2 protein-coding genes are annotated in these 2,108 nt (G+C 68.5%); both read left to right on the top strand.

Annotated features, from left to right (window positions below):
* Positions 1-965 (top strand): AMP-binding protein (locus tag HB681_RS37540; protein ID WP_213959973.1); only part of this gene is annotated, 965 nt, incomplete at its 5' end.
* Between the two features lie 30 nt (positions 966-995).
* Positions 996-1,973: a tripartite tricarboxylate transporter substrate binding protein gene (locus HB681_RS37535; RefSeq protein WP_213959972.1), complete on the top strand. Its 978-nt coding sequence runs from the start codon at positions 996-998 to the stop codon at positions 1,971-1,973.
* Positions 1,974-2,108: the final 135 nt, after the last annotated feature.

The raw sequence follows: 2,108 nt of genomic DNA, 5'->3' as shown, positions 1-2,108 counted from the left end.
TGTTCGAGCGCACGGTGCGCAACCTGCGCGAGATCTCGCCGACCTTGCTGACCTCCGTGCCTTCCGCATGGACGATGCTGGCGGCGGAACTGGAGCGCGATCCGCAACTCGCCCGCAGCGTGTTCGCCCGCGTCGTCAACTTCGGCTACGGCGGCGCCAGCCTGCCCAAGGACGTCAACGAACGCATCCAGCGCGTGGCCGAGCGCACCGTCGGCGAGCGCATCGTGTTCGGCACGGGGCTGGCCTCGACCGAGACCACCGGCGTCGGCACCTACCGCGCCTGGGTCAGCGACGACCTGGCCAACATCGGCGCGCCGGGGCCCGGCACCGAGATCAAGCTGGTGCCGCTGGACGGCGACCGCTACGAGATCCGCGTGCGCGGCGCGCACAACTTCAGCGGCTACGTGGCGCGGCCAGACCTCACCGCGGCCGCCTTCGATGAGGAAGGCTTCTTCAAGCTTGGCGACGCCGTGCGCCTCGTCGACATGGACGACCCGGCCAGGGGCATGCGCTTCGATGGCCGCGTGGCAGAAGACTTCAAGCTGGTCAACGGCACCTGGGTGCGCACCGGCTCCATCCGACTGGGCCTCATCGAACGCTGCGCGCCGCTCATCACCGATGCCGTGATCTGCGGGCATGACCAGCACCATGTCGCCGCGCTCGCGTGGCCCAACGTGGCCGCCTGTCAGCGCCTGCTGCCGGAACTCGCCGGTCTCGACGCCTCCGCGTTGTCGACCCACCCCGCCCTCGTCGCGGCCCTGGGCGAATGCCTGCGCAAGGACGGCGGCAGCGCCAGCCTGCGTGTCGAGCGCCTGATGCTGATGGCCGAGCCGCCCTCGATGGACGCCAACGAGATCGCCGACAAGGGCTACGTCAACCAGTCCACCACGCGCGCGCGCCGCGCCCATCTGGTGGACGAACTGTTCGCCGACAAGCCCGGCCCGCACATCGCCACCACGCGCTGAACGAATCACACAAAACGGAGACAGACCACCATGCGCAACCTCATCGGCAAGGCATTCATCGCCATCGCCGCGCTCGCCTGCGGCACGCACGCCCTGGCCCAGGACTATCCGGCGCGCCCCATCACGATCGTCGTGCCCGCGCCGCCCGCGGGCGCCACCGACGTGCTGGCCCGCGTGCTGGCCGACGAACTCGGCAAGAGCCTCAAGCAGACTGTCATCGTGGACAACAAGCCGGGCGCCTCCGGCATGCTCGGTGCCGCGCTCGTGGCCCGTGCGCAGCCGGATGGCTACACCCTGTTCCTGTCGCATGCCACGCCGATCTACTACGCGCAGTACATGTTCGCGAAGGTGCCTTACGACGTGCGCCGCGACTTCGCCTTCATCACCGAACTGTGCTCGGCCAGCCTGGTGTTCGCGGTCAACAAGGATGTGCCCGCGCGCAACATGAAGGAATTCGTGGCCTGGGCCCAAGCCAACAAGGGCAAGGTCAACTACGGCTCCTTCGGCGTCGGCTCGTCGAGCCATCTGCTGAACGCGCACCTGAGCGAATCGCGCAAGCTCGACATGACGCACGTCGCCTACAAGGGCGAGGCGCCGATGATCCAGGACATGATCGCCGGGCAGATCCCGATGGGCATCGGCACGCTGGGCACCATGGCGCCGCACATCGCGAGCGGTAGCCTGCGCCCGCTGGCCATCATCGGTGAGAAGCGCCTGCCGGAACTCCCCAACGTGCCGACGATGGCCGAGGCCGGCTTCACCGACGAGGAGTTCAAGCCGCTGGGCGGCGTGATGCTGACCGCGCCGGCGAAGACGCCGCCGGCCATCCTCGCGCGGCTGGAGAAGGAAACGCGCGCAGCCGTGCAGACCGCCGCGATGAAGGCCCGCTTCCAGGCCTACGGGCTCGTGGCCATGGGCAACAGCTCGGCCGAGTTCCGCAAGAATCTGGAGGCCAGCGGGCCGATGATCCAGAAGCTGGTGCAGGTGTCGGGGGCGAAGGTGGATTGAGTCGCCTTGCGCGTTGCCTTTGATGGCCGGGGCGCTGTTGGCCAGGCCTCATGCACGGAGGCTCTGATGCACTTTCCGTTGTGCCTGTCCCAATGCGGATCGGTGCGTTGGCGCGGACGAGGCGTGTGTCGCTGA

This window comes from Variovorax sp. dw_954, assembly GCF_018449755.1.
Lineage (GTDB): Bacteria > Pseudomonadota > Gammaproteobacteria > Burkholderiales > Burkholderiaceae_C > Variovorax.
The sequence above is the reverse complement of the archived record's forward strand: the minus strand, read 5'-3'. Positions and strand labels throughout refer to the sequence as shown.